General features: G+C 63.8%; 4 protein-coding genes. All 4 read right to left on the bottom strand.

Annotated features, from left to right (window positions below):
- Nucleotides 1–20 precede the first annotated feature (20 nt).
- The 4 genes from G3436_RS28090 to G3436_RS25785 are packed head-to-tail and all read right to left on the bottom strand — an operon-like array spanning nucleotide 21 to nucleotide 4,375.
- A complete protein-coding gene (locus tag G3436_RS28090) occupies nucleotides 21–215 on the bottom strand; it encodes a hypothetical protein (RefSeq protein ID WP_243667330.1) in 195 nt (64 codons plus the stop codon).
- Nucleotides 212–805 carry a hypothetical protein gene (locus G3436_RS25795; protein ID WP_243667329.1) on the bottom strand — a complete coding sequence of 198 codons (594 nt, stop codon included), beginning with the start codon at nucleotides 803–805 and terminating at the stop codon, nucleotides 212–214. The genes G3436_RS28090 and G3436_RS25795 overlap by 4 nt, the downstream gene beginning before the upstream one ends.
- 18 nt (nucleotides 806–823) lie before the next feature.
- Entirely contained in the window at nucleotides 824–2,191 is a 1,368-nt protein-coding gene (locus tag G3436_RS25790; RefSeq protein WP_163951063.1) for a type III PLP-dependent enzyme domain-containing protein, read from the bottom strand.
- Between the two features lie 18 nt (nucleotides 2,192–2,209).
- Nucleotides 2,210–4,375 carry a TonB-dependent receptor gene (locus G3436_RS25785; protein ID WP_163951060.1) on the bottom strand — a complete coding sequence of 722 codons (2,166 nt, stop codon included), beginning with the start codon at nucleotides 4,373–4,375 and terminating at the stop codon, nucleotides 2,210–2,212.
- Nucleotides 4,376–4,568 lie beyond the last annotated feature (193 nt).

Below are 4,568 nucleotides of genomic sequence, written 5' to 3'. Positions count from 1 at the left end.
AGTGGCCAGATCGCCGCAGGTCACCGCATCTGGTCGCTGTCGGTGGCGATACGGTAATCGGCACCGTGCAGTACGTCGGCATCGATACCGTAACCGAGCAGCACCACCGCTGCCCCAGGTTTCAGCCATGCCCGGTGTACCGCCTGCCGGGCGCTGAGGCCGGCCGCGCCGATCACGATGTCGGCCTGGCCGGCCGCCGCCTGGAGGTCGGTCACGATTTCCACCGGCGCTGCGGGTGCAGGCGACGCACCGCATCCTGCACGGCCTGCAGCCCGGCCGGGTGCTGGCCGTAGACCATCAGGCGTTCAAGCCCCGGTAGTGCGGCCAGCAGCATGGGCAGTGCAATCTGCCCCTGCACGCCGGTGCCGACCACCAGCGCGCTGCGCGCCTGGGGGTGGGCTGCACGGGCCATGAGGGCGGAGGTGGCGGAGGTGCGCAAGGGGCCCAGCTTGACCACGTCCATCAGCGCAATAGGCTGGCCGGTAACGTCGTCGCACAGAAAGATGAACGAGTGAAACCGATAGGCGTTGCGCGTGCGCTGCGGGTCGAACTCGTACACCACCTTGAACCCCAGGGTGTCGCTGGCGCCGTCACGACCGACCATCGAGTAGGCGATGGAGCGCTGGTCGGCGGGCTGCACGAGGGTTTTGAGCGGGTTGTGCGAGTCGCCTTCACGCAGGGCGACAAACGCGCGTTGCACGATTTGCAGAACCTGTTCGTAGCTCACGCCCAGGTCGTCGAAATCGCTTTGTGACAGTACCCACAGTTCGCTGGGCGGGGCTTGTATCTGCTGCGTTTGCGGCATGTCTGGCTCCTTGCTGCTTCAGGTGAATTGGGACGGGGAACGGTCCAGTTGCCAGTGCAGTCCGGGCCCTTGCTGGCTCAGCTCGATGGCGACCTTCAGGGGCAGTTCGGCCTCGTGGAACGGCGATTCGTTGGCATCCATCTGGTAGCCGGCGGTGTTCAGGTACACCAGCCGATCGCCGCGCTGCACCGGGCAGGGGAAGGCGATCTTGCGCCAGGTGAGCATGTCGCTTTCCAGGCACGTCGAGGCCGCCACACAGGCCAGGAACGGTTGGGCACTTGCCGGTCGATGGCCGAGCAGCAACGGGTCGGGCAGGTATTCGCTGTTGAACCATTGTTCGGAGAGGCTCAGGCTGCTGCCCTGGGCCGTGATGATCGAGTAGTGCTGGCGCGCCTTGATGCCCTGCACGCTGAACAGGGTGAGACCGGCCTGGTCGAGCAAGGCCCGGCCCGGCTCCAGAATGAACTGAATGCCATGGGTTCGCGCCTTGTGCGCCAGGCTCGTGCCAGCCTCCAGCGGGTGCGTCAGTACATCACGCAGGGCCAGTGCACCTGGCCTGGCCACGCCGTAGGGGTAGAAGCCGCCGAAGGATCGGTTGGCGTGGTAGTGCGCCGGCTCATCCTGCTGCAGGAAGCGCGTCCATTGCGCAGGCGCGACATACTGCACCGGCAGGCCGCCGCCCAGGTCGACCTGTCGGCACGTCGCCAGCCCGCGGGCCTGTGCATGCAGGCACAGATCGATGAGGGCACTGGCAGACCGGGCGCGCTCTTGCGTCGAGTACCCGTTCAGGTGAAACGCGAACCCCTCCAGAACCACCGCGCGCTGCTGCTGGATGCAGTAGTCGAGCGCCGCCTGCTGCTCGCGCTCGGTCAAGCCGAAACGGCTGTGTGGCTGGCTGTGCGGTCGGCAGCGCAACAGCACTCGGGCCGCGCGGCGGAGCTTGCCGGCAAGTTGCACCACACGCTGCAATTCGCTGAGTGAATCGATGGCAACCAGGCAGCCCTGTAACAGCGCCAGGCTCAGCAGCGCGTCGGTTTTTTCAGGCCCCGAAACGCCAATCATGCTGCCAGTCACGCCGGCGGCGAGGGTCTTGCTCAGCTCTGCACTGCTGGCCACATCGACGCCCATGCCCAGTGCGCTGCAGGCGTTGGCAAAACAGTGGGCCTTGTTGGCTTTCTTGGCGTAGAGCAGGGTGTGGCTTACGCCCAGTGCGTCGAAGACGGCTTGAAGCTGCAATGCATTCTGGGTAAAGACCTGGGGGAGCACGATGTGCAACGGTGAGCCCAGGCCAGTGACCAGCGCTGCCACGGTGTCGGCGTTTTCGCGCAGCAGTGCACGCACCAACGGGTGCTGGTGAGCGGTCAGCGTAAAGGGTGTGACGTCCATGTGGGGCTGTGCTCCCGGTCAGAAGCTGAACTTGGCGGACAGGAATACTTCGCGCTCACGGCCCACTTCCAGGCCACCGCTGTAGTACACGCCCGAGTAGTAGTACTTGTTGGCGAGGTTCTTGCCCTGCAGCCGGAACGTGGTGGGGGTATCGCCGAGCCGGGTGGCATAACTCACCCCGGCGTCCCACAGCGTGTAACCCGGCACGAAGCCGCTGTTCTGCGCGTCGACCGGGCGGCTGCCGACGTAGCTGAGGGTGCTGTCTGCGGCCAGCCCCGGTACTTGGGCAAAGGCATAGCGTGCGCCGACAGCACCTTTCCAGCGCGGTACCCCTTCCGTGCGTTTGCCGTCGGTGCCGGTGTCGTCCACGTCTTGCAGTTCGGTTTGCAGGTAGGCGGCGTTGCCCATCAGGGTCAAGGCGGCAGCGACCTGGGTGGTGGCGTTGAGCTCCACGCCGCGATGGTGAAAACGCCCATTGCTGACAAACACATTGCCGGCGTTCAGGTAGCTGGCGTCGCGCTTGATATCAAAGAGCGCGACGCCGAGGTTCAGGGCTTGATTGAGGTCAGCCTTCAGGCCGATCTCGTACTGCTCGGACTCGATCGCTGCAGTGGGCTGGTTGGCGTTGACCGCGTTGTAAGGCGCGTAGTCGCCTTTTTCGAAGCCGCGTGAATAACTGATGTAGGTCATTACGTGTTCGCTGGGGCGAAAGATCAGCGCGCCAGTGGGGACAAACACGTTTTCATCCTGGGGCAGGGCAGTGGCCGACAGCTCCCGCGCCGAGTACCAGATATAACGTCCGCCCAGCAGTACCTGGAACTGCTCGGTCAGCAAGATGAGGTCGCTGGCGAACAGCGAGCGTTCCTCGATGCTGGAGATGAAGTCGGTGTCTTGCTCGGCGCCGAAGTCCCAGTGCGGTGGTTGCACCGGGTTGCGGATATTGCCCACCGAGATGTCGCCCACGCTTACCCCGCCCGTGCTTTCCACCAGGTCCCAGTACGGGCTCTTGTCGCGGAACTGGCGGTAGGAGGCGCCCACGAACAGGTCGTGGTAGAGGTTGCCGGTGAGCAGCTTGCCGGCCAGATAGGATTGCAATGACCAGGTACTGAATACTTCGCCGCGCGACTGGTACAGGTCGGCAAAGCCGATATCACCGTTGGGCTGGATGTCGAACAGATCGACGTAGCCGCCATGTCGCTGGTTTTGCGAGTAGTTGGCCTGGGTCACCGACGTCCAGTCCTCGTTGAGGGTGTAGTCGAATTTGGCCTCGAGGTTGTAGGCCTCGGTATCGTGGCGGTACCAGGACGGTGAGAGCGCATCGCGCCGATCGATGCGCGGCGGCAGTACATAGCTGGACGGATCCAGCCGGTTCGCCCGGCCACTCTGGTCGGCACGCAGCAGCGGGTCGGACATCGCGCTGCGCCAGGTCCAGTCGGCATTGAGCTGCAGCAGCGCACGGTCGCTGAGCCTGAAGTCGGTCGCCAGCCCGAGGAATTTGCGCTCCACATCACCCATATGGTTGAAGTCGCCGACTTTTTCGTAACCGGCATTCAGGCGATAGCCCATGGCGCCGTCGGCCAGCGCATTGCTGGTGTCCACGGCGACGTAGCGCCCCAGCAGCGATGAGCCTTGTACGCTGAGGTCGGTGAAGGGCTTGAGTGTAGGGCGCTTGGGGATGTAGTTGATCGTGCCGCCGGGTGAGTTGAAGCCGTAGAGAAACCCGGAAGGCCCTTTGAGCACATCGACCCGCTCGACCAGTTCCATTGGCACGTCGTAGTGGGGCGCGAGTGCCAGCCCGTCGCGGCGGATGGTGTTGAAGTTGTCCATAGCAAAGCCGCGCAGGCGGAAATTGTCGAAACCGCCCCCGTACGAAGAGTTGAGCACCGAAGGGTCCAGCGCCAGTACATCGCGTACGCTGCGCGGCGAGGTTTCAACCAGGGTGTGTGTGCTGTAGCTCTGGATGGCCAGCGGAATTTCCAGTGTGTCCTTGGCGCCAAAGGCACCGGCGTTGACTTCGAAGGCATTGTTCAGCGGCGCGGCGGTGACGTTGAGTGCATCCAGCTCGTGGATGTCGCGGTGAGGTCGCTCCTGCGCCTGCGCCGGCAATGACGCCAGGCTGGCTGAGACGACGCTGGCCAGCAGTGTTTTGCTCCAGACGACGGTCCCTGATGCGTGGCCCTTCATTTGATCTCCTTTTCAAGCTGACAGATGGACATACCCGGATTCGCTGAAGTCAGGCGGCGCACATTGTTATAACATAACGTTTTTGCTTGCAAGGAAAATGCGTGCGAAGAGGGCTCGCGGGCTGTGATCAGAGGCAGCGTGAATCGGGGAGGTGTGTTGTATCAGGCAGCGGGAGGTCGGGTGGCGGAGGTGG

Source organism: Pseudomonas brassicae, from assembly GCF_010671725.1.
Lineage (GTDB): Bacteria > Pseudomonadota > Gammaproteobacteria > Pseudomonadales > Pseudomonadaceae > Aquipseudomonas > Aquipseudomonas brassicae.
This window is presented reverse-complemented; position numbering and strand designations above follow the sequence as displayed.

What these genes read in the sequence shown, in the direction of transcription:
- G3436_RS25795 (WP_243667329.1), bottom strand. Translation starts at nt 805, where the DNA reads ATGCCGCAAACGCAGCAGATACAAGCCCCGCCCAGCGAACTGTGGGTA.
- G3436_RS25790 (WP_163951063.1), bottom strand. Translation starts at nt 2,191, where the DNA reads ATGGACGTCACACCCTTTACGCTGACCGCTCACCAGCACCCGTTGGTG.
- G3436_RS25785 (WP_163951060.1), bottom strand. Translation starts at nt 4,375, where the DNA reads ATGAAGGGCCACGCATCAGGGACCGTCGTCTGGAGCAAAACACTGCTG.